The sequence below is a fragment of the Microbacterium sp. NPDC058062 genome (genome assembly GCF_042885375.1).
GTDB lineage: Bacteria > Actinomycetota > Actinomycetes > Actinomycetales > Microbacteriaceae > Microbacterium > Microbacterium trichothecenolyticum_C.
Window position 1 is genome coordinate 859,741 of sequence record NZ_JBHVSC010000002.1, and the last position, 22,153, is coordinate 881,893.

Annotated in this window: 15 protein-coding genes; 6 read left to right on the forward strand and 9 right to left on the reverse strand. The window is 71.1% G+C overall.

Annotation, left to right across the window (positions count from 1 at the left end; all coding sequences use genetic code 11):
• Positions 1 to 46 precede the first annotated feature (46 nt).
• From ACFVSU_RS08655 to ACFVSU_RS08670, 4 genes are read right to left on the reverse strand one after another with little or no spacing between them, the layout of a single operon-like run.
• The gene (locus ACFVSU_RS08655) at positions 47 to 2,125 is read right to left on the reverse strand and encodes a beta-galactosidase (RefSeq protein WP_387140911.1); all 2,079 of its coding nucleotides are present in this window, start codon (positions 2,123 to 2,125) and stop codon (positions 47 to 49) included.
• A 3-nt stretch (positions 2,126 to 2,128) separates the two neighbouring features.
• On the reverse strand, positions 2,129 to 3,655 hold the full coding sequence (locus ACFVSU_RS08660; RefSeq protein ID WP_387140914.1) for a DUF4038 domain-containing protein: 1,527 nt from the start codon (positions 3,653 to 3,655) through the stop codon (positions 2,129 to 2,131).
• Between the two features lie 43 nt (positions 3,656 to 3,698).
• On the reverse strand, positions 3,699 to 4,724 hold the full coding sequence (locus ACFVSU_RS08665) for a LacI family DNA-binding transcriptional regulator (protein WP_387140917.1): 1,026 nt from the start codon (positions 4,722 to 4,724) through the stop codon (positions 3,699 to 3,701).
• A gap of 1 nt (position 4,725) precedes the next feature.
• Entirely contained in the window at positions 4,726 to 5,556 is an 831-nt protein-coding gene (locus ACFVSU_RS08670; RefSeq protein ID WP_387140920.1) for an NAD-dependent epimerase/dehydratase family protein, read from the reverse strand.
• Positions 5,557 to 5,671: 115 nt separating this feature from the next.
• On the opposite strand from ACFVSU_RS08670, the gene ACFVSU_RS08675 reads away from it, so the two are divergent.
• Together ACFVSU_RS08675 and ACFVSU_RS08680 are read left to right on the forward strand one after the other, a co-directional pair.
• On the forward strand, positions 5,672 to 8,299 hold the full coding sequence (locus tag ACFVSU_RS08675; protein WP_387140923.1) for a family 78 glycoside hydrolase catalytic domain: 2,628 nt from the start codon (positions 5,672 to 5,674) through the stop codon (positions 8,297 to 8,299).
• 268 nt (positions 8,300 to 8,567) lie between these two features.
• Positions 8,568 to 9,545 (forward strand): sugar-binding transcriptional regulator, encoded by a 978-nt coding sequence (locus ACFVSU_RS08680; RefSeq protein WP_310286000.1) that lies wholly within the window; start codon positions 8,568 to 8,570, stop codon positions 9,543 to 9,545.
• 223 nt (positions 9,546 to 9,768) lie between these two features.
• On the opposite strand, the gene ACFVSU_RS08685 is transcribed toward ACFVSU_RS08680, so the two are convergent.
• From ACFVSU_RS08685 to ACFVSU_RS08700, 4 genes are all read right to left on the reverse strand, one after another.
• Positions 9,769 to 10,431, reverse strand: a complete 663-nt coding sequence (locus ACFVSU_RS08685; RefSeq protein ID WP_387140928.1) for an aspartate/glutamate racemase family protein — start codon at positions 10,429 to 10,431, stop codon at positions 9,769 to 9,771.
• A gap of 20 nt (positions 10,432 to 10,451) precedes the next feature.
• Complete coding sequence (locus ACFVSU_RS08690; protein WP_387140931.1) at positions 10,452 to 11,369, reverse strand: carbohydrate ABC transporter permease; 918 nt, start codon at positions 11,367 to 11,369, stop codon at positions 10,452 to 10,454.
• Position 11,370: 1 nt separating this feature from the next.
• A complete protein-coding gene (locus tag ACFVSU_RS08695; protein WP_310286008.1) occupies positions 11,371 to 12,252 on the reverse strand; it encodes a sugar ABC transporter permease in 882 nt (293 codons plus the stop codon).
• 68 nt (positions 12,253 to 12,320) lie between these two features.
• Positions 12,321 to 13,661, reverse strand: coding sequence for an ABC transporter substrate-binding protein (locus tag ACFVSU_RS08700; RefSeq protein WP_387140935.1), 1,341 nt, complete (start codon positions 13,659 to 13,661; stop codon positions 12,321 to 12,323).
• A 243-nt stretch (positions 13,662 to 13,904) separates the two neighbouring features.
• Between ACFVSU_RS08700 and ACFVSU_RS08705 the strand changes: the two genes are divergently transcribed.
• The 4 genes from ACFVSU_RS08705 to ACFVSU_RS08720 all read left to right on the forward strand — a co-directional run bounded on the left by ACFVSU_RS08705 (position 13,905) and on the right by ACFVSU_RS08720 (position 18,900).
• Positions 13,905 to 15,896 carry a glycoside hydrolase family 127 protein gene (locus ACFVSU_RS08705; RefSeq protein ID WP_387140938.1) on the forward strand — a complete coding sequence of 664 codons (1,992 nt, stop codon included), beginning with the start codon at positions 13,905 to 13,907 and terminating at the stop codon, positions 15,894 to 15,896.
• Positions 15,897 to 15,901: 5 nt separating this feature from the next.
• Positions 15,902 to 17,173 (forward strand): RuBisCO large subunit C-terminal-like domain-containing protein, encoded by a 1,272-nt coding sequence (locus ACFVSU_RS08710; RefSeq protein WP_387140941.1) that lies wholly within the window; start codon positions 15,902 to 15,904, stop codon positions 17,171 to 17,173.
• Positions 17,166 to 18,431, forward strand: a complete 1,266-nt coding sequence (locus ACFVSU_RS08715; protein WP_387140944.1) for a four-carbon acid sugar kinase family protein — start codon at positions 17,166 to 17,168, stop codon at positions 18,429 to 18,431. Before ACFVSU_RS08710 ends, ACFVSU_RS08715 begins: the two co-directional genes overlap by 8 nt.
• A gap of 115 nt (positions 18,432 to 18,546) precedes the next feature.
• Positions 18,547 to 18,900 (forward strand): NUDIX domain-containing protein, encoded by a 354-nt coding sequence (locus ACFVSU_RS08720; protein ID WP_387140947.1) that lies wholly within the window; start codon positions 18,547 to 18,549, stop codon positions 18,898 to 18,900.
• Positions 18,901 to 19,005: 105 nt separating this feature from the next.
• Here the strand turns inward: ACFVSU_RS08720 and ACFVSU_RS08725 are convergent, their stop codons facing one another.
• On the reverse strand, positions 19,006 to 22,107 hold the full coding sequence (locus tag ACFVSU_RS08725; RefSeq protein ID WP_387140950.1) for a glycoside hydrolase family 2 TIM barrel-domain containing protein: 3,102 nt from the start codon (positions 22,105 to 22,107) through the stop codon (positions 19,006 to 19,008).
• Positions 22,108 to 22,153: the final 46 nt, after the last annotated feature.

Sequence of the window (22,153 nt, forward strand, 5' to 3'; positions counted from 1 at the left end):
CCGGCAACGCTCCGAGTTCCGCCAGATCTCCGAGTTCGGTCGGCGGTCAGGCCTCGCGCCAGACGCGCACGTCCCAGGGCGCGAGCGTGACTTCGGCGCCGGCCGCGTGCACCGCGTCATCGAGGACGGATGCCGCCGCCCGCGCGACGACCACCGTCCGAGGCTGCGGCGACCAGTTGTGGACGACCCACACCCGGCCCCGCTCCCCGGTGAGGGAGTGCGCCGTGACCGAGCTCGGGCGCGCCGCCAGGATCCCGTCGGGCGTACCCGCCACGCCGGCGATCACCTCGGCCAGTGTCGCGCGATCGAGGAGCGTGCCCACCACCGTGATCGAGCCCGCACCGACGTCCCGCCGCGTCACCGCGGCCCACCGTCCGAACAGCTCGTGCCGGTACCCGAGCACGACCTCGGCACCGTCGGGCTCGAGCCCGTCGACCCAGCCCCGGGCGCTCCCGACGAGCTCGCCGTCGCGCACGACCTCCACCGGCGCGGCGAGCGCCGCGAACTCCCGGTAGCCGACTCCCGCCGCCGGCCCCACGATCGCCGGCGCGAGCGCCGCGCGCAGTCGGCCCTCGTCGTCGCCGTACCCCGTGCGCGGACCCAGCACGAGCCGGCCGCCGAGTCGCGCGTACTCGACGAGCGTCTCGAGGGTGGGATCGGATGCTGCCACCAGCCCGGCGACCACGAGCACCGGGTAGCGCCGCACGAGCTCGTCGGCCTCGGGCAGCTGGCGCTCGTTCACGTATCCGACCTGCAGCCCGGCATCGATCGCGGCGCGGCCGAAGGCGCCCACGATCCGCGCGTACGACCCGCGGTCCCCCTCGGAGCCGGCGGCGAGCGGCGGCTCGAACGTCATCATCCACTCGCTGTCGTGCGCGTACACGAGCCCGAGGTCGGCGTCGGGCGCAGCATCCGTCAGCCATTCCGCCGCCGTCGCGAACTGCCGGCCGATCGCGGAGACCTCCGCGTGGATGCGGCCGGGTTCGAGATCGTGGCCGAGGATGCCGCCCCAGTGCACCTCGGCGCCCGAGTGCAGGGTGTGCCAGTGCCAGTACGACACGAGCCGCGCCCCGCGCGCGACCAGCAGCCAGGCCGCCTGCGCGAGCTGCCCGCCATAGGGCGGGCGTGTGAGCCACGCGGGACCGATGGACGCGGCGCCCGTCTCGGTGACGAGGAACGGCCCCTGCGTCGTGGCACGCATGCGGTCTGCCATGAGCACGAACTGCGGGACGTCGTCGGCGTACCACTGGCCGCCGGCGCCCTCGCGATCGAGGTCGAGCGCGTCCTGGGCGAGGTAGTAGGCGTTGCCGCTGGCGATGTCGAGCTGCGCGCCGACGGCGACGTCGTCCATCGCGGGGCGCTGGTAGGCGATGCACGTCGTCAGCAAGGTGTCGTCGTCGACGAGCTCGCGGACGATGCCGGCCTGCCACCCGATGAAGTCCGCCGTGAGCTCCGCCTGGAACCGGCGCCAGGCGAGGTCGTAGGCCGGGGTGGTGTTGCCGGCCGGCGCCCACAGCTCGTCCCAGTCGGCGATGCGGTGCGACCAGTACGTCAGCCCCCACTCCCGGTTGAGCGTCTCGACGTCGCCGTAGCGCTCCGCGACCCACTCGCGGAAGCGCTGCACGACGTCGTCGTTGTGGATGAGGTGGAGCCCGGCCTCATTGTCGAGCTGCACCCCGATCACGGCGGGGTGACGCCCGTGGCGGCCGACGACGGCGCGGATCACCCGCTCGGCGTAGCCGCGGAAGAGCTCCGAGGTGTGGTCCACCTCCTGCCGCCCGCCCCACGGCACCGGTGAGCCGTCGCGCCGCACGACCGCGAGCTCCGGGTGCGTGCGGGCCAGCCACGGCGGCACCGCGTAGGTCGGGGTGCCGAGGATGACGTCGATCCCGTGCCGGCCGGCGGCGTCGAGGATCGGCGTCATCCACTCGAGGTCGAACTCGCCGTCACGCGGCTCCCACGTGGACCAGACCGACTCGCCGACGCGGATGCACGTGATCCCGGCCTCGGTCATCAGCTCGAGGTCGGACTCGAGCCGGTCCGGATCGGGCAGGTACTCGTTGTAGTACGCCGTGCCGAGCCGCGGGCCGCCCCGCCACGCGCGGAGGCGATCGACGGACGCCACGGCTCAGCTCTCGATCCGCGTGATCCGCAGCGCGAGCGCCTCGCCCTCGGGCAGTTCGACGGGAGCGGACGCGCGGTCGTAGGCGTCGTTGCGCTGCACGTCGTCGAGCGTGAAGGTCCGGCCGACCGGGGTCACGGCCATGTTCCACGTGTCGATCACGTCGACCTCGAACCGGTCGCCGGGCTCCGGCCGTTCGCCGGGAACGCCGATCGGCAGGCGGAAGTCCCATGTCGCGGGTGCCGAGGCGCCGAGATACTGCACGTACAGGCGGCGCGGGATGCCGGCGACGTACGCCGGGTCGTCCCACTTGTCGATCGGGTCGAGCCCCGCGCCCTCGACCTCCTCGAGGACCGTGCGCAGGAAGCCCAGCCGCGCCGGCGAGTCGCCGCGGAGCGGTCCGCCCTCGACCATGTGGAGGCTTCCGGACTCGGTCGCGAAGCTCTCGCCGTGCGAGGCGTACGTGCCGGCGACCGTGGCGATCCAGAACTGGTGCACGAGCTGCTCGGCGTCGAGGTGCCCCCAACGGTCGGGGATGTCGCCCTCGTACTTGATCTCGTCGAGCACGACCGGCTTGCCGTAGACGTCGCGGTACAGGTTCGCGCGGCCGAAGTCGGTCGTGACCGCGCCGTTCTGGATCGACGCGTGCGTGACCCACGGCTGGTTGTTGTCGTAGAGCTCGATCCAGTTGTGGATCGAGCGGAGGTGGTCGTACGGGTCGATCTCGGCGAGCAGCTCGCCGGTGCGGTCCCAGCGGTCGTCCGGGCGCTCGAGCTGGTCGAACTCGTTGCAGAGCGACCACCACACGTGGGGGAAGGCGGCGAGCCGCGCGACGAGGTAGCGCAGGTAGACCGCGTCCTCCTCCTCGGTGAGCTCGTTGAGGCCGAACTGCCCGCGGTCGTACGCGTTGTAGATCAGCACGTCGGCCTGGATGCCGCGCTCCCCGAGCACCTCGACGGCGCGGTCCAGGCGCTGGAAGAACTCCGGCACGGGCTTCGTGACATCCCAGCGCCCGTCGGTCTTCTCGAACGGCATGAGCGTCGGGACGTGCTCGATGTACCCGCCGCCCTGCGGGAACACCATGAAGCGGAACTTGTTGAAGCCCGCCTCGGCGATCCCGTCGACGGTCGACGAGAACAGCGGCTCGTCCTGGTGGAGCCAGTTGTACGCAGTCGCGCCGACCGGCCGGAACGGCGTGCCGTCGGCGTGCGCGAAGTGGAAGCGGTGCGCGACGCGCACCGGCCCGTGGTCGCTGCCGCGCACGACCTCGAACGTGCCCGACTGACCCGAGAGCGCAGCATCCGTGCCCTCGCTCGTCCACGACCACTCCCCCTCGAGGTCGGGCGCGAACCGCACGCGGTAGGTGGTGCCGCCATCCCAGAAGCCGGGGACGACGCGCTCGGCTCCGGATGCTCCGTGCCGCGCGTGCACGGTGACGGGCGTGCGGTCCGCGGGGATCACGTCGCTGCCGGTGAAGGTCAGCTCGACGGGGCGGTACAGCTCGGACTGGGGAGCGCGGAGCGCTGAGGACACGGGGATTCTCCTTCGATGTCGTATCCGTGTGAGGGGTGGGAGTTCAGTGCGCGCGGCGCGAGCTCTCGCGCACGATCAGCTCGGGCTCGTAGACGCGCTGCGCCGTGGCGCCGTCGGCGCGCGGACCGCGTCCGTGCTCGATCGCCTCGAACAGCAAATCGACCGCGGCCGCACCGAAGTCGTCGTGACGCGCGCGGACGCTGGTGAGCGGGATGAGGGATGCCTCGGCGAACTCGTTGTCGTCGTACCCGACGAGCGCGACCTCGCCCGGCACCGAGACGCCGCCGGCCACGAGCGCCTGGAGCAGGCCGAGCGCGAGCACGTCGTTCGCGGCGAACACGCCGTCCGGGCGCTGGGTCGCGGGGCGAGCCGCCAGAGCCGCGCCGACCGCGCGTCCGACGGCGATCGACCGCTCGGCGACCTCGATGACCTCAGGAGCGTCGACGGATGCCGCCACCGCCGCGGTCCGCATGCCGTCGAGCCGATCGGCGACCTGCTGCACGGGCAGCGGGCCGCCGACGAAGGCGAGGCGGCGGCATCCGTTCGCGATGAGGTGCTCGCCCGCCTGCCGGCCGCCCGAGACGTCGTCGATCGACACCGACGGCTGGAGGTCGTCGCACGCACGCCGGCCGACGAGGACCGAGGGCGTGCCGCGCTCGCGCATCGCGGCGAGCCTCGCCTCGATCGGCTGGAACGAGGACACCAGGATGCCGCGCACCTGGCGCTGCTCGAAGGCCTCGAGATACGCGTCCTCGCGCTCGCGGTCGCCGTGGGAGTGAGCGAAGAACACCGTCATGCCGAGTCGCTCGGCGCGGTACTCGACCTCCTGGGCGAGCTCGCTGAAGCGGGGGTTGCTCACATCGGGCGAGAGGTAGCCGATGAGGCTGCTGACGCCCAGGCGCAGCTGGCGGCCGGCGCTCGACGGCACGAAGCCGAGCTCGTCGATCGCCGCGGCGATGCGCCCCGCCCGTTCGGGCGACACGCGATCCGGGTGGTTGAGGTAGGCCGAGACCGTCCCGACCGCCACGCCGGCGTGGGCGGCCACCTGGCGGATGCCGGGGCGCGACATGTCAGCGCCAGTCGTGCTCGGCGGCGAACCCGAGCCGTTCGCGGATCTTGCGGGTCGACATGAGCGACTCGAACTCGCCGAGGTCGGAGGCGACAGGGGTGCCGGGGAACCAGCGCTCGGCGACCTCGCGGGAGGGCTCCGCGTTGCCGGACTCCGGCGCCGCAACGTTGTACACCTCGAAGCCGGGCTCCGCTGCGGCGAGCGCGAGGGCGACCGCGAGCGCCCCGTCGCGCGCATCGACCCACGAGCCGACGAGGTCTCGGCGGTAGCCGGGCTCGGCCGCCCGCTCGAACGTCGCGTACTCGTCGGGCCCGACCACGTTCGTGAAGCGCAGCGCGGTGATCGAGGTGTCGGGCGTCCATCGCACGAGCTGGGCGGCGATCGCCTCCTCCGCCACCTTGCCGAGGCCGTAGGTGTTGTTGGCGCTCGTGTACGTCTCGTCGACCGGCAGCGACGGCGGCGCCTCGTCGAAGGGGAAGCCCATCGCCGTGATGCTCGAGGCCAGCACGATCGTGCGGATACCCGCGCGATGCGCGGCGAACAGCGCGTTGAACGACACCGTGACGTTGTTGTGGAAGGTCGCCGCATCGGGCACCAGCCCGTTCACCGGGATCGCCGCGAGATGCACGAGGGCGTCGAGCCCGTCGTGGCGCGCGGTCACCGAGAGGAGAGCGTCGAGGGTCTGCCCGAAGTCGGTGAGGTCCACGCGGGTGAAGCCCGGCCCCGGCGTCCCCGTGAGGTCGAAGCCCATCACGTCGTGGCCGTCGGCGCGCAGGCGCTCCACCGTGGCCCGCCCGAGCTTGCCTCCGCTGCCGGTGACGCCGATCCGCATGTCGTACCTCCGTGTACTCGCACCCCGACCGCAACTTGAAACGTTTCGAATTCGGTGCGACACTCACTGTACACGTTGAAACCGAAACGTTTCAGTTCTCTCGGAAGGGACTCCGATGTCCGTCATCGTCGACGCACCCCGCATCGAACACCATCGCGAACCGCTCGGCATCGGCGAGCGGATGCCGCGCCTCTCGTGGCGCATCACCTCAGCTCCGTCCGGCTGGCGCCAGACGTCGTACTCGGTCGAGGTCGACCGCGGCGGCGATGTCACGACCTACGTCATCGACTCCGGAGAGCAGGTCCTCGTCGCCTGGCCCGCCGAACCGCTGCGCTCGCGGGAGATCGTCTCGGTGCGGATCTCCGTTCGGGGTGAGGACGGCGCGTGGTCCGCAGCATCCGTCCCCACCGTCCTGGAGGCTGGGCTGCTCGAGCCCTCGGACTGGGTCGCCCGACCGGTCGGCGCGACGCGCAACGAGAACCCGATGTCGGACGAGCGGCGCCCCTCGCTCGTGCGCCGCGGCTTCGATGTGCGCGACGGGCTGGTGCGCGCCCGCCTCTACGCGACCGCGCACGGCGTCTACGAGGCCGAGCTCAACGGCGCCCGCGTCGGCGACGACACGCTCTCGCCCGGCTGGACCGTGTACGGCAAGCGCCTGCGGTACTACACGTACGACGTGACCGACCTCGTGACGCCCGGCGACAACGCGCTCGGCGCGTGGCTCGGCGACGGCTGGTACCGCGGCCGTCTCGGCTGGCGCGGCGGCTTCCGCAACCTCTACGGCGACGACCAGTCGTTCCTCGGCCAGCTCGAGCTCACCTACGCCGATGGGTCCCGCGAGATCGTCGCGACCGACCACTCGTGGCGTTCGGCGCCGAGCCCGATCCTCGCCAGCGGCATCTACGACGGCGAGGACTACGACGCCCGCGAGGAGCTGCCCGGGTGGTCCACCCCCGGCTACGACGACTCGGCCTGGGAGGGCGTGCAGGAGCGCCACCGCGACCCCGCGACGCTCGTCGCGCCGACTGCTCCCCCGGTGCGCTCGACCGAGGAGGTCCACCCGGTCGCGGTGCTGACCGGGCCGAGCGGCTCGCGCATCCTCGACTTCGGGCAGAACCTGGTGGGCCGCGTGCGGATCCGGGTCTCGGGCGAGGCAGGCACCACCGTGAGTCTGCGCACCGCGGAGGTCATGCAGGACGGCGAGATCTACACGCGCCCGCTCCGCAATGCACGCTCGACCGACAACTACACGCTCGCCGGCCGCGAGGTCGAGGAGTGGGAACCCCGCTTCACCTTCCACGGCTTCCGCTTCGTCGAGGTCACCGGCTGGCCGGGCGACCTCGACGCCGATGCCGCGGCCGGCGCCCTCGTCGCCCGCGTGTACCACACGGACCTCGAGCGCACCGGCTGGTTCGAGTCCTCGGATCCTGCGCTCAACCGCCTCCACGAGAACGTGCGCTGGGGCATGCGCGGGAACTTCGTCGACATCCCCACCGACTGCCCGCAGCGCGACGAGCGGATCGGCTGGACCGGCGACATCCAGGTCTTCGGGCCGACGGCATCCACCCTCTACGACGTCTCGGGCATGCTCTCGGGCTGGCTGCAGGACCTCGCGATCGAGCAGCTCCCCGACGGCACCGTGCCCTGGTACGTGCCCGTGATCCCGGCCGACAAGGCGTGGACGCCGATGCGTCCGGGCGCCGCGTGGGGCGACGTGGCGACGCTCCTCCCGTGGACCCTCTACGACCGATTCGGCGACGTCGGCGTGCTCGAGGCCCAGTGGGACAGCGCCCACCGCTGGGTGGACCTGCTCGAGCGACTCGCGGGGCCTTCGCGGCTGTGGGACTCGGGCTTCCAGCTGGGCGACTGGCTCGACCCGGCCGCTCCGCCGGACGACCCTGCCGACGCCCTCACCGACCGCTACCTCGTCGCGACCGCGTACTTCGCGAAGTCGGCGCGGACGGTGGCGCGCATGGCGGAGGTGCTCGGGCTCGCCGACGAGCGGGCGCACTACGACGCGCTCGCCGACGAGGTGGTCGCCGCCTTCGAGGCCGCGTACGTGAACGCCGACGGCACGATGACCAGCGACGCCCAGACGGCGTACGCGCTCGGCCTGCAGTTCGACCTGATCACCGATCCGGTGAAACGGGATGCTGCGGCCACCCGCCTCGCCGACCTCGTGCACGCCGCGGGCAACCGCATCGCGACGGGCTTCGTCGGCACGCCGCTCGTCTCCGACGCCCTGAGCTCGGGCGGCCAGGTCGCGGCTGCGTACGACCTCCTGCTCGAGCGCGAGTGCCCGTCCTGGCTGTACCAGGTCGAGCAGGGTGCGACGACGGTGTGGGAGCGGTGGGACTCGCTGCTGCCCGACGGCACCGTCAACCCGGGGCAGATGACGTCGTTCAACCACTACGCGCTCGGCGCCGTCGCCGACTGGATGCACCGCGTCATCGGCGGGCTCGCGCCTGACGCGCCCGGCTACCGCCGCATCCGCTTCGCCCCGCGCCCCGGCGGCGGGCTGACGGCCGCCTCGGCGCGCCAGCTCACCGCGTATGGCGAGGCGGCGATCTCGTGGCGCATCGAGGACGGGCAGCTCCACGTCGAGGCGACAGTTCCGGTCGGCGCCGAGGCCGTGCTCGACCTCGACGGCGCCGACGAGGAGACGCTCGCCCCGGGCACCCACACCCGCGTGGTGCCCGTGCCGGCGGGGGTTGCTCCGCTCCGCGCCGCACTCCCCGCCTGACCCCACCCACCCTGCCCCGACCCTGGGGGCCCGAGTCGCCAAGACACGCCGATACGCCGCACCCGCGCCCGGCGTGTCTTGGCGATTCACATGCGCGCGGCGGGCGAACGAATGATGAGGGATTTCGGATGCTGCGGCCCGCGGCATCCGAAATCCCCGGTCGATGTGTGAATCCACACGTCGTCGGGGCTGGCGTTCTGCGCGGAGAGTGAATATCCTTTCGTTAGCGAATCCGAATACACCTTGGATCGCCACGATCGGAGACGCTGTGCCCCTGACGCCCTACACCCGGCCCGCGGACGGGCAGGTTCGCCTGCTCACGAAGGTCGCGCGCATGTACCACGAGCGGGGCGTCCGCCAGGCCGACATCGCGGCCGCGCTCAATATCTCACAGGCGAAGGTCTCCCGTCTGCTCAAGCGGGCGGAATCCGTGGGCATCGTGCGCACCATCGTCACCGTCGCCCCGGGCGTCTACGCCGAGCTCGAGGAGCAGCTCGAGGAGAAGTATGGCCTCGCGGAGGCCGTCATCGTCGACGTCGACCCCGAGGCCGACGAGGGCGAGCTGCTGGCCTCGCTCGGGGCGGGGGCGGCCGCCTATCTCGAGGCGACCCTCTCGGGCGCCGACCGCATCGGCGTCTCGTCGTGGAGTCAGACGATCCTCGCGATGGTCGACCGCATGCGCCCGTTCACGGTGCGCGGAGCGACCGAGGTCGTGCAGCTGCTCGGCGGCGTCGGCGCCCCCGAGGCCCAGAGCCACTCGAACCGCCTGCTCGGCGAACTGGCCCGCACCCTCGGCGCGGAGCCCGTGTACGTGCAGGCCCCGGGCGTCGTCGGCGACCCGGCGATCCGCGACAGCCTGCTGCAGGACCCCTCGATGCAGGAGGTCGCGCGCCACTGGAACGAGCTCACGATGGCGATCATGGGCATCGGCAGCATCGAGCCCTCCGACGCTCTCGCCGCGAGCGGCAACGCCTTCGCCGCCGAGGAGCGTCAGGCGCTGCTCGACCAGGGCGCCGTCGGCGACATCTGCCACCGCATCTTCCGCGCCGACGGCTCGCTCGTGCGCGGCGCGCTCGACGACCGCATCATCGCCATCACGGTGGACGGCCTGCGGCGCATCCCGCGCCGCGTCGGCATCGCCGGTGGCGAGCGCAAGCTCGAGGCCATCCACGGCGCTCTGGCCGGCGACTGGGTCACGACCCTCGTGACCGACCTGCGCTCGGCCGAGGCCCTCGCCGCGCGCTGACGCGGGTCCCGCGGCACCCAGCCCCTCGTCCTCAGATGAGGACGAGGGCCGCGACCTTACTGTCAGGGATGTTCGAGCCGCCGTCGGCACAGCTCCTCAAATGAGGACGAGGGCTGAGCTGAGGGCGCACCACGGCTGAGGCGTCCTCATTCCGGCTCAGGTCCTCAATTGAGGACGCGGAGCGCCCACGCGCGAACATCGGGCAGCGGACGCGCCGCCGGGGTCAGCGATCGGCGAGAGACGCCGCGAGGCGCTCGACGCCGAGCCGCGGGCTCGTGAGCACCGGCACGTCGACCGACACGGCCTCGGCGGCGGAGGCCATGGAGGCCTGAGCCAGCACGATGACGTCGGCCTCCGCGGCGCCGCGCTCGATGGCGGCGGCGACGAGGCGGTCGTGGGTCGGGCGGTCGCCGCCCGCGACGGCGGCGAAAGCGCCCTCGATGACCTCGCTCGTGAACTCCGGCTCGACGCCGGCGAGCGCAGCGCGCTCCTGCAGCAGGCCCAGAGTGGGGCGGCACGTGGTCGGCAGGGTCGCGAGCACGCGCACGCGGCGTCCGGCTCGGACCGCAGCATCCGCCATCGCCTCATCCACGCGGAGGACGGGCACGCCTGCCGCCGCAGCGGCGGGTGCGGCGAGCTCGGAGATCGACGAGCACGTGAACATCACGGCATCCGCTCCCCCAGCGGCCGCCGCGCGCACGAGGTCGTCGATGCGCTCGGGCACCGAGTCCGCGCGCGCCTCATCGCCGAGGTCGGCCACGATGCGGTCGTCGAGATAGTTCACGACGGTCGCACCGGGGAGGAACTCCGCCGCGAGCGCACCGAACGGCGCGATGTTGACGGCTCCGGTGTGGAGGAACGCGATGCGCGGCGCGGAGGAGCTCATGCACCCAGCCTTTCAGCTTCTCAGCCCTTGAGGGCGCCGCCGGACATGCCGGCCATGATCTTCTTGTTGAGCGTCAGGAACAGGATCAGCAGCACCACGATGTTGATGCTGACGGCCGCGAACAGCGGACCGTACTGCGTCGACCCGTACTCGTCGCTCAGGCTCAGGAGGCCCACCTGGATCGTCGCGAGCTCAGGACGGGTCGTGAACGTCAGGGCGATCAGCAGGTCGTTCCACACGCTGAAGAACTGCACGAGGCCGATCGTGAGGATCGCGTTCTTCATCATCGGGACGCCGATCACGAAGAACGAGCGCAGCGGGCCCGAGCCGTCGACGGTCGCGGCCTCGAAGATCTCGCGCGGCACCGAACGGAAGTACGTCGCCATCAGGAACGTCGTCAATGGCAGTCCCATCACCGTGTAGGTGATGATGAGCGGCCACAGGGTGTCGGTGATGCCGATGCGGAAGTACGTGATGAACAGCGGGACGAGGATCATCTGACCGGGCACCATGATGCCCGCGAGGATGTAGAGCAGGACGCCGTTGCGGCCCTTCCAGATCATCACCTCGAGCGCGTAGCCGGCGGCGACGCCGATGAAGACGATGAAGATCACGGACGGGATCGTCACCAGCACGCTGTTGAGCCAGTTGCGGGCGACGTTGCCGTTCGTGAGAGCGGTGACGTAGTTGTCGAAGTTCCACGTCTCGGGCAGCGACAGCGCGGGGTTCGAGAGGAACTCCGACTGCGTCTTGAACGAGCCGAGCACCATCCAGACCTGCGGATACAGCACCACGACCATCAGGACGGCGACGAGGATCCAGACCGGCAGACGGCGGAGCGCCTTCAGAGCGGTGCGCTTGGCGCGGCCCGGGCCGGGCTTGCGGACCGTCGGGGTCGCGACGGTGTACGCGGGCTTCTCGGTGTGCGTCAGAGTCATGTCAGACCTCCGCCTTGCGGCGCGACGATCGGAAGATCGCCAGGGTGAACACCAGGCAGAGCGCGGTGAGGAGGACGGCGATCGTCGAGCCGTAGCCGTACTCGGCGTACTCGAAGGCGGTGCGGTACATGTACAGCGTCATCGGCGCGGTCGACGTGCCGGGTCCGCCGCCGTTGAGGGCGAGCAGGCTGTCGAAGACCTTGAGCGTCGCGTTGAGGCTGAAGATGATCGACGACAGCAGGATCGGGAGCGACAGCGGCACGACGATGTGGCGGACGAGCTTCAGGCCGTTGGCGCCGTCGAGGCGGGCGGACTCGATGACCTCCTCGGGGATGTCGAGAAGTCCCGCGTAGAGGAGGACGGCGTAGAAGCCCATCGAGCTCCACAGCGTCATGAGGATCGCGAGGGTCATCGTGCCCACGGTGGAGGCGAGCACCTCGACGCTCTCGCCGCCGAAGAAGTTGATGATGTCGTTGACCGGGCCCTGGTTGTCACCGACGGCGACGAAGCTGCGGAACAGCAGCGCGACGGCGACGGTGGGGAGCACGGTCGGGAAGAACACGAACGTCCGCACGAGCGTCGAGCCCTTGCGCAGGACGAAGACGTACAGGAGCGCGAGGCCGTAGCCGAGGGCGACCTGGCCGATCGTGGCGACGATCGCGAAGAACACGCTCACCCACATCGACTGCAGGGCGTTCGGGTCGCTGAAGAAGGTGATGAAGTTCTGGACGCCCACCCACTCGAACCCGCGGAGCGAGTTGCCTTCGAAGAAGGAGAGGCCGAGGGACCAGCCGACCGGCACCACCTTCAGGAGGGTGTAGAGCACCAGAGCCGGTGCCAGCAGGATGAAGATCGTCTTCCGATCTCCGAAGATCGAGTTCATCTGCGAACTGCTTTCTCTGTCGAAGAGCCGGCTCCCCGGGCTCGGGCCCGGGGAGCCGGTACGGGATGTCAGCCGTTGGCGTCGATGCTCGCCTGGAGCTGCGTCATGTACTCCTCGGGGGTCATCTGACCGGTCGTGAGGAGCGTGCCGTTGGTCGACGCGAGCGAGTTGCTCTTCGAGTCCATCAGGGCCTCGAACCACAGTACGGTCTCGTCGATGCCCGCGATCCGCTCCTGGATCTCCGCGGTGTTCTCCGAGATGTCGGTGACGTCGCCGTTGACCTTGAAGCCCGAGATCACGCCCGCGTTCTGCAGGGCCTGCTGGCCGTAGTTCTGGGCGATGCAGCTGATCCAGTCGACGACCTTCGGGCCGAACTGCTCGGCGTTGATGATCATCGGGGCGCCCGCGTTCGCGGCGTACTGGTCGATCGAGCCTTTGCCGCCGTCGACCTCGGGGAACGGCATGAAGCCGATGTTCTCGCCGCCGATCTGGTTGCGGGCCGGGTCGTTGATGGCGCTGAGTAGCCACGAGCCGTCGTAGGTCATCGCGGCCTGGCCGGTGAGGAACATGTTCGACGAGGTGTCGCCGTCGCGCGTCGAGAAGCCCTCGCCGAAGTAGCCGGCGTCGGCGTAGTCGGCGAGCGCCTGGGCGCCCTCGACGTACTCGGGGTCGGTGAGCTTCGCCTTGCCGTCGCGGATCGCGACCATGGCCTCGGGGCCGACGTTGCGGAAGATGTACATGCCGAGGATGCGCGTGAGCGGCCATCCGGCGGCACCGGCCTCGGTCATCGGCGTGATGCCCGCGTCCTGCAGCGTCGCGGAGGCGTCGAGGAGGTCGTCCCAGGTCTGGGGCTCTTCGATGCCGTTGTCGGCGAAGATCTCCTTGTTGTAGAAGATGCCCTCGACGTTGTACTGGTACGGCATCGAGTACATGCCGCCGTAGACCTGCTCGACGGTGGAGGCGGCGGCGGGGAGCACGTTGTCCCACGCACCCGAGCCCTCGAGGGCTGCCTTGAGGTCGCCCACCAGGCCGGCGGCGTTCAGGTCGCCGTCGGGACGGATGAGCGCGGTGCCCGCGATCGTGTGCGTCGGCAGTGCGCCCTGGCTGGCGAGCAGCGTCACCTTCTGGACGGTGTCGGCCTGCGCGACCTTCTGGTGCTCGATCGGCAGGGCCTCGTTCTCGGCCTTGCAGGCACCCTCGGAGAGCGCGGTCAGCTGCTCCTCGAGCACCGGGTTCTCGTTCGCCGTCATGACGGTGAAGGTTTCGGGATCGGTGCCACCGGCGCCGCCGCCCGCCTCCGACGAGCCGGGCTCGGGCGTGCCACTGCCGGCACAGGCGGCCAGCGGCAGCACCGCGGCCATTGCGATTCCCAGCGCCGCGATGCGGCGGCGGTTGCTGCGGGTGTTCATAGCGTCCTCCTTGACGACGACCATGCGGGTGAAAGGTACGACCACGACAGTAGGCACGATTTCGACGTGTGTCAACAGTCAGTACTGAAATTCTATTCACTTTGAGACGATTCAGGGGTTACACTGCATTTCGATGCAGCGTTGCGAGAACTTTCAGCGCCGCCTCCTCTGACCTGTATCAGCCCGCGCTTGCCGCAACACGACGACGAGCACGAGACTGAACGCCACTCGGAAGGAACAGCAATGACCGCCACGACCGCGACGCGGGCTCACGCCCGGCTGCGACCCCTCGGCGCCGACAGCGCGCGCTGGGCGAGCGGCTTCTGGGGAGACGTCCACGATCGCACGCGCGACGTCACCATCCCCCAGATCTGGTCCTCCCTGAGCGACCCGGCCGTCAGCGCCGGGCTCACGAACTTCCGCATCGCCGCAGGACTCGAGGAGGGCTCGCACGCCGGACCGCCGTTCATGGACGGCGACTTCTACAAGTGGCTCGAGGCGGCCATCGCCCGTCTCGAGACGGACCCCGACCCCGCGCTCGCCGCCCGGATCGAAGAGATCGCACGGCTCATCGCCTCGGTGCAGCGCGAAGACGGCTACCTTCACACGCCGACCATCATCTCCACGCGCAACCACGAGGACGCCATCGCCCTCGCCGACCGCTTCAACTTCGAGACCTACAACCTCGGCCACCTCATCACGGCGGGCGTCCGCCACTACGAGGTGACCGGGTCGACCACTCTGCTCGACGCCGCGCGCAAGGCCGCGGCCTTCCTCGAGGACCTCGCGACCAACAAGCCGCTCGAGCTCGCGCGCAGCGCCATCTGCCCGTCCCACTACATGGCGGTCATCGACCTCTACCGCGCGACCGGCGACGAGCAGTACCTGCGCCTGTCGGAGGCGTTCATCCGCGTCCGCGACGACTTCGAGGGCGGCGACGACAACCAGGACCGCGTCCCCGTCCGCGAGCAGACGGTCGTCGCCGGGCACGCCGTACGGGCAAACTACCTCTATGCGGGTCTCGCCGACCTCGTCGCCGAGACCGGTGACGAGGAACTCGAGGCGGTGCTCGAGAACCTGTGGCGCGACGTCGTCGACACGAAGCTGTACATCACCGGTGGCGCCGGAGCCCTCTACGACGGGGCCTCCCCCGACGGCTCACCGTGGCAGAACCAGATCAGCCGCGTGCACCAGGCCTACGGCCGCGCCTTCCAGTTGCCGCACACGACCGCGCACAACGAGTCGTGCGCGAACATCGGCCTGATCCTGTGGGGCGAGCGGATGCTGGCGCTCACAGGCGACGCGACCTACGCCGACGTCATCGAGCAGGTGGCCTTCAACAGCCTCCTGTCGAGCATCAGCCTCGCCGGCTCCGAGTACTTCTACACGAACGCGCTGCGGCAGGTGCGAGACCTCCCCTACCCGCTTCGACGGCCGGGCGACACCGCGATCCACCCGGTGCCGGTGCCCCCGCCGTCGGACGAGCGTATCCGCGAGTCGTACCTCAGCTGCTTCTGCTGCCCGCCCAACATCGCGCGCACGCTCGCGAGGTTCCACGAGCGCGCGGCGTCGATGGGCGACGAAGGCCTGTTCGTCCACCTCTACGGCGGCAGCACGCTCGACGTGACGACCGACGACGGGCGCCGTCTCGCCCTGCGCGAAGACGGCGACTACCCGTGGGGCGAGCGGATCGCGTTCACCGTGACGGATGCTGCCGCCGGAGGTCTTCCGCTCCACCTCCGCATCCCCGGCTGGTCGTCGGGCGCGACGCTCACCGTGAACGGCACCCCGGTCGCCGTGACCGAGCCCGGCACGTACACGCGCCTCGAGCGCGAGTGGCGGCCCGGCGACGTCGTCGAACTCACGCTGCCCATGCCGGTGCGGGTGCTCCGCGCCCACCGACTCGCGGAGGAGGCGACCAACCAGGTGGCCGTGCGCCGCGGACCGGTCGTGTACTGCGTCGAGACCGCCGACCTTCCCGAAGGCGCCGTGCTCGAGCAGGTCGCGCTCCGTCGAGGCACGGCGTTGACCCCTGTCGAAGCCGAGGTCGCCGGCCACCGTGTGATCGCCCTCGACACGGAGGCGGTCATCCTTCCCGGGTCGGACGAGGACGCGCTGTACGACGACCTCGCAGACACCGCGCTCGCGACGGCGCCCGTGCGATTGATCCCCTACTTCGCGTGGGGCAATCGCGGTGCCGGCGAGATGTCGGTCTGGCTCCCGCTGGTCTGGTGACGCGCATGTCTTCGTCATCCTTCACGTCCCAGCACGTCGTCGCGACGTACATCATCGAGACCTCACTGCCCCTGCGGCAGGCCGCCGAGGTCCTCGCCGGCGAGCAGTCCACCGGCACGTTCGTTCGCGTCGAGCGCGAGTCCGACGACCTGCGCGCGCGCTTCGCCGCCCAGGTCGAGTCCATCGACGAGCTGCCCCTCACCGGCGCCTCGCCCCTGCCGGGCGCCGTCGGCGACCCCGCGCTGCGTCGGCGCGCGCGGATGCGACTGCGGTTCCCGCTCGACAACTTCGGCCCGTCGCTGCCCAACCTGCTCGCCGCCGTCGCCGGCAACCTCTTCGAGATCAAGGAGCTGGCGGCCATCCGCCTGGTCGACCTGGAGCTGCCGCCGGCGTTCGCCGAGCGCTACGCCGGCCCCGCGTTCGGGGTCGAGGGCACGCGCCGGCTGGTCGGCCGCCCCGAGGGCGCGCTCATCGGCACGATCGTCAAGCCCAGCATCGGCCTGTCCCCCGCCGACCTCGCGGAGGTCGTCGGTCAGCTCGCCGAGTCGGGCATCGACTTCATCAAGGACGACGAGCTGCAGGGCAACGGGCCGAGCGCGCCGCTGGCCGAGCGGGTCGCTGCGGTCATGCCGGTGCTCGAGCGCCACGCCGACCGCACGGGCCGCAAGCCCATGTACGCGTTCAACATCACCGACGACATCGGGCGACTGGAGGCCAACCACGACCTCGTGGTGGCGGCCGGCGGCACGTGCGTGATGGCGTGCATCAACCTCATCGGCCTGCCGGGCCTCGAGTTCCTCCGCAGCCACAGCAGCGTGCCGATCCACGGACACCGTGCGATGTTCGGCTCGTTCGGGCGCTCGGAGCAGGTCGGGATAGGGTTCCGTGCGTGGCAGAAGCTCGCGCGCCTCGCCGGCGCCGACCACCTGCACACGAACGGCATCAGCAACAAGTTCTACGAGACGGACGAACAGGTGCTCGACTCCATCGCCGCCGTGCGTGAGCCCCTCCTCGGTCTGACGCCGACGCTCCCCGTGCTGTCGTCGGGACAGTGGGGCGGGCTCGCGCACGCCACCTACGCCGCGGTCGGCACGACCGACCTTCTCGTGCTCGCCGGCGGCGGCATCCACGGTCATCCCGACGGTGCGGCGGCCGGAGTCGCGAGCATGCGCGACGCGTGGGCGTCGGCTGCACGTGGCGAGAGCATCGACGACGCCTACTCGACGTCGGAGGCCCTGCGTCGGGCCGCCGAGCTCTTCGGTCCGGTCCGTGCCTAGAGCCGCGCGCGGCGCCGCCCTGTTCTACGGCGACGACTTCACCGGCAGCGTCGATGCGCTGCTGCAGTTCGCGCGGCGCGGCTGGACGGGGCGGCTCTTCACGGGACTCCCGGATGCTGCCGCCCTGCGTCGCGCGGCGGACGAGGTGGACGTGGTCGGCGTGGCCGGCATCTCGCGCTCCCTCGCGCCCGACGACATGGATACCGAGCTGCGGCCGGTGTTCGCCGCGTTCGCCGCGCTCGAGCCGGCGATCGTGCAGTACAAGGCGTGCTCCACGGCCGACTCCGCGCCGGGCGTGGGCAGTCTCGGCCGCGTCGTCGAGCTCGCGCGCGAGGCGTTCGGCGAGCGCCCGGTGCCGATGCTGTTCGCCCAGCCCGACTTCGGGCGGTACACGCTGTTCGGCCAGCACTTCGCCGCCGAGCGGGGCACCGTGTACCGGCTCGATCGGCAGCCCACGATGTCGCACCACCCCTCGACGCCGATGACCGAGGCCGACCTCGCGGTGCACATCGGCCGCCAGACCGACCTGCCCGTCGGCTCCATTCCGCTCGTCGCCTTCGACGACCTCGAGGCGCTGCTGCGCAGCTCCGCCGAGTCGGCGCTGGTCCTCGACGCCCTCACCGACGAGCACCTCGTGACCGTCGGCGAGGCCGTCGCGGCGCTCCCCGCTCCGGTGTTCGCGATCGGCTCGGGCGGTCTCTCCCATGGCATCGCCGCCGCGGACCCGCGCAGCGGCCCCGACATCCCGGCATCGACCCCCTCGACGGGGCCGGTGCTCGTCGTGTCGGGCAGCCGTTCGGCGCAGACCCGTCGGCAGGCGGATGCCGCGGTCGCCGCCGGCTGGCTGGTGCAGCCGCTTCCGCTCGATGGGCCCGGGCGGGAGGCCGTCGTGCCCGACGTGATCGCCGCGCTGCGCGCCGGACGCGGCGTCGTGCTCACGTCGGACGACGCCGACGCGAGCTCGACCGGCGACCGCCCCGTGCTCGAGGCGATCGCGGAGGCCGCAGCATCCGTCATCTCCGCCGTCGCCCGCGACGGAGCGGCACGGCGCGTGATCGTGTGCGGCGGCGACACGTCGAGCCGCGTCACGCGCCTGCTCGGCGTGGAGTCGCTCTCGATCGCCGCGAACCCGTGGGGCAACGTCGTGCTGCTGCGGGCGCACGCCGCGGACCCCGCCATCGACGGACTGGAGCTGCTGCTCAAGGGCGGGCAGGTGGGGGCCGACGCCCTGTTCACCGACGTCGCCGCGCTCGGCTGACGGTAGGTTGGGTCGCCGTGACCCGCTTCTCCGTCGTCCCCTCGTCGTACGTCTATCTCCGCCGCGGCGGAGCGGTGCTGCTGCAGCTGCGGCAGAACACCGGCTACATGGACGGATGCTGGCCGCCGGCGCCGCAGGACATGTCGAGCTCGGCGAGACCGCCGTGGACGCCGCGATCCGCGAGGTCCGGGAAGAGCTCGGGCTGACGCTCGCCGCCGCGACGCTGACGCCGGTCGCGGTCATGCAGCGTACGGACGGCACCGACAACCCGATCGAGCAGCGCGTGGACTGGTTCTTCGTGTGCGACGAGTGGGAGGGCGAGCCCGAGATCCTCGAGCCGCGCAAGTGCGCCGAGCTCGCCTGGTTCGACCTCGATGCCCTCCCCGACCGCATGCCCGAGTACGAGCGCGAGGCGCTGGGCGCACTGCAGGCGGGCGCAGGGGCGACCCTGCTCACGCACGGCTTCTGACGCGACGACCCGCGAGAATCGGGGATCGCGTGAGATTCGGGGCTTGAGCCCGGATGTGTCCGATCCTCGCCGGATCTCCGAGATTCGCGGGCGGCGACCGAGGGGTCAGCGTGCCTCGAGCCGCACGCTCCACGTCGTGCGCTCGCGCGGGATGCGGTACTTCTCCGGAAGAGCAGGGCCGACGGATGCTGAGCCCACACCTTGCTGCGCGTGATCGATGTTGAGCCAGACCCGACCCGAATCGACGAGGTCGTGGGGCTTGGCGGCACGGTCGAGCTCGTGCGACGTCCAGCGGCGGGCGGTGAAGTCGAACTCGGGACGACCCTCGACCCGCAGCGACGGGATTCCGGCGCCTGCGACCTCGAGCCACCGCGTCTGCACGTGGTTGCCGTTCTCCTGCGGCACGGGGTAGGGCACCTGGAGGTCGTCGATCGACCGGCCGTGGCGCCCGACGCGTGAGGCCTCGAACGAGTCGACGTAGGTCTCACCCGGACCGCGGCCGAACCACGTCACCCGCTCGGCGGCACCGGGAAGGCCGAACAGCAGGCCGAGCCGCGGGACCAGGATGTCGCGATGCATGTACGGGGTGTCGGTCCACGGGCCGACGAAGTCGGCGTCGACCTCGAGGACGAGTCCGTCGCCGTCGGCGGTCCATGTCATCGTCCAGGCGACGCCGTGCGGGTGCGTGCGCGGCGCCGTGCGGCCGCTCACCCGGAGCCGTCCGTCGCCCGCATCGACCGCGTCGACGCGGTGCAGCAGCCGGTGCAGCATCGTCTTGCGCCACACGCCGGCGATGTTGTTGGTCTCGCCCTGGCCGTGGTCGTTCTCGGTGGGCGCGCGGTACAGGTCGAGCACCGGACCGTCGAGCTCGAGATCGCCGAGTCGCAGCAGGCGGCCCGTCGCCCGGTCGAACGCGGCCGGTCCCACCACGATCCCGGCGTCCGAGCGCGAGAAACCGTCACCGTGCAAGGAAACCGCGCGGGGCGCGGTGTCTCGGGCGGCATGCGGTTTCTCGGCGCCGCGCGCTGCGACCACCCGCTGACCCCACGCGACGACGTGCCCGGCCGGGGCCCAGATCTCGTCTGCGGCGAGCGCTGCCTCCACCGTGAGCACGGTGTCGCGCGTGCCCGACGCGAGCGCGGTGGCGGCAGCATCCGGAATCGACACCTCCGCCGACTCCCCCGGCGCGAGGACGGGGACCGACAGCAGTCCGCTCGCGGCGACCTCGCCGTCGGCCTCGACGGACCACCGGAATGCGAGGTCGGCCGTGTCGGCGCTGTGGCGGTCGTTCACGATGCGCACGGTGTCGTCGCCGACGGTGATCCCGATGGTCTCGTGCGCCTTCGCCAGCTCGACGAGGCCCGGGGTCGGCGTGCGGTCGCTGAACACCAGCCCGTGGAGGCCGAACCGGCCGCCGCGCGGCTCGTAGTCGACGTCGTCGCCGTGCATGACGAACGGCACTCCGTCGTCGGTCACGGCGTTCAGCCCGTGGTCGATCCACTCCCACACGAAAGCGCCGCAGAGGCGGTCGTGGGCGCGGATGATGCGCCAGTAGTCCTGCAGGGATCCGGGGCCGTTGCCCTGCGCGTGGGCGTACTCGACGAGGAGGAAGGGGAGGGCGCGCCGGCGCTCCTCGTCGGCCTCGGTGACGCCCTCCGGCAGCGGCGCGACGCCCCCGGATTCGTTGAACACCATGCCGTGCATGCTCAGCCGCCCGCCGCGGGGCTCCTCGTGCCGGCCGATCTGGTCGAGCAGCTCGAGCGACGGGTACATGAGCGAGTAGAAGTCGGAGTCCCGGTAGCTCGGGTCGCGCTCGTAGATCACGGCGCGCGATGGGTCGCGTTCGTCGAGCCAGCGGCGCATCTCGGCGAAGCCGTCGCCCGTCATGCTCTCGTTGGCGAGCGACCAGACGACGATGCTGGGGTGGTTCTTGTGCGGCTCGACGGTGCGCACGAGGCGGTCCATGACCGCGTCGCGCCACTCGGGCAGCGCGGGCGGGTTGTGCGCCCATCCCTCGTAGATGAACCCGTGGGTCTCGAGGTCTGCCTCGACGATCACCCACAGCCCGTACTCGTCGCACAGACGCAGGAACTCCGGATGCGGCGGGTAGTGGCTGGTGCGCACCGCGTCGATGTTCGCCCGCTTCATGAGCACGATGTCGTGGATCATCGTGTCGCGGTCGAGCGTGCGCCCGGTGTCGGGGTGATGCTCGTGCCGGTTGACGCCGCGGAACGTGACGGATCGGCCGTTCACCGTGAAGACGCCGTCGACGATCTCCACGTGCCGGAACCCGACGGCGAGCTCCACCGTCTCGCCGCTCGAGCGCAGGGTGCCGCGATACAGGCGGGGCCGTTCCGCGCTCCACGGCTCGACGGGGATCGTCACGGTCTCTCCGGCCGGGACACGGATGCCCAGCTCGGGGATCTCGACGACGGCCTCGGTCGAGGCATCCACCCGCAGCGCGCCGAGGCCCGTCGCGGCGTCGTAGTCGGCGTGCACGAAGTGGTCGTCGATGGCACCCGACGGGCGCGCGATCAGCGCGACGTCGCGGAAGATGCCAGGGAGCCACCACATGTCCTGGTCCTCGAGGTACGTGCCCGCCGACCAGCGGTGCACACGCACGCACAGCACGTTGCGTCCGGACCGCAGCGGTGCGTCGAACTCGAACGGCAGGCGGCTGCCGGTCGACCAGCCGAGCTCCTCGCCGTTCAGCCAGACCTTCGCGCACGAGTCAACGCCCTCGAAGCGCAGCACCGCCGGGCCGAAGGCCTCGGGGACGCCGAAGACGAGTCGGTAGTCGCCGGTCGGGTTCTCGGTCGAGACGCGAGGCGGATCGAGCGGGATCGGGTAGGCCGTGTTCGTGTAGAGCGGCCCCTCGTCGGTGCCGAGCATGCGGCGCGCGGGGCCGCCCGCGAGCGGCGTGAACTCCTCGAGCACCCAGTGCGACGGCACCGGCATCGCGTCCCACCCCGCGTCGTCGAAGTCATCGGCGATCCATGCCGACCCCGTGCCCGCCGCCGTCGGCGAGAGCCGGAAGCGCCACACCCCGTTGAGGTCGACCGTCGGGGCATCGCTGACGGCGTCGGCCCGCGGCATCCGTCGTCCCGCTCCCGGAGCGGTGCTCTCCCAGTACCGCTCGACGCCATCGCGGGAGAGGTCGGGCTCAGTGGAGATCACGGTGGACGATCCGCTAGTCTGCATGTCCATAGGAGCTTGCATATCCATTCTCTCTTGAATGTGATTGCAGTCTAGC